Source organism: Microbacterium neimengense (assembly GCF_054782995.1).
This window is the reverse complement of the sequence record NZ_BAAGRK010000024.1, coordinates 1-1,034: the sequence shown is the minus strand read 5'-3', so window position 1 is coordinate 1,034 and position 1,034 is coordinate 1. Positions and strand designations below refer to the sequence as shown.

Sequence of the window (1,034 nt, the reverse complement as noted above, 5' to 3'; positions counted from 1 at the left end):
GTTAATAAACCTTACAGTGAAAAAGTATCACCTTACGAATGTGGGTTTACTCCACTTGGTGATGCTAGACAAAAATTTTCTGTTCAATTTTATCTAGTAGCTATTCTATTTATTGTATTTGATTTAGAAGTTTTATTTCTATTCCCATTTGCAGTTTCTCTTTATGAAATCTCAACAATGGGATTCTGGATTGTAATTCTTTTTTTAATTATTTTAACAATCGGATTCGTTTACGAATGGTCTAAAGGAGCACTTAAGTTTACTAAGGATCCTACAACTTCTAAAATTAATTTAAATTAATTATAATTGGGGACGACTTTGTCGCCCCCACCCTCGGGGAACCATTTATAACCCAGTTGACTCCCTTTTGGGGTCTCATATTTTATTTAACAGGATCTAAGGCGTAAGTCTTGGGTCCCCTATTAAACCCCATTTTTATAAATACCGCATTTGGGCTTTTACAGGAGAGGTCGGCCTTAGGCCGACCTTAATTGAGGAATTTTACAATTATTATAAGTAAGGTAACCTTGCTTCTTATTAATAAATTTTTTCCGGGTGATGCATCATCGTCTTAAGGTGTAGCTAACCCACCCAAGGGCTAAAATTCCTTGGCCCCCCCGCGGGCGACACCACACCTTAGGGTGGTGGTGCCGCTTTAAAATTTTGCGGCACCGTACGCCAAAATTTTACGGGGGGAGTAATTTTAAATAAAAAGTATTCTAAGTTAAATTATATAAATACTGTCTGGTTTTAAATAAAATATTGCCGGTTCCTACAGTAGGCGTGGAGACCGGTCGAGCTTTAGGCGTGACTGGTTTTTTGGTATATAGTCGAATAGATAACTTAGATTGATATTTTATATCCGTTCTCTCTCTCTAGAATTTAACTTTTATTTGACGTTAATATTGTCGACGAAGGTTAAATTAGCCGAAAAATCCGGGCCGTCTTATGGCGGCCTGGATATATAGACCCGCGTATAGCGCGGATCTTAGGTATTTGAGAACTAGAGGTACCTATTTGATAAAAAAGCACTG

The 1,034-nt window shown here is 37.4% G+C and carries 1 protein-coding gene; it reads left to right on the top strand.

Annotated features, from left to right (window positions below; all coding sequences use genetic code 11):
• On the top strand, positions 1–300 hold a 300-nt coding region (locus tag ACYVJS_RS16265), incomplete at its 5' end, for an NADH-quinone oxidoreductase subunit A (protein WP_460740895.1).
• Between the last annotated feature and the right edge of the window lie 734 nt (positions 301–1,034).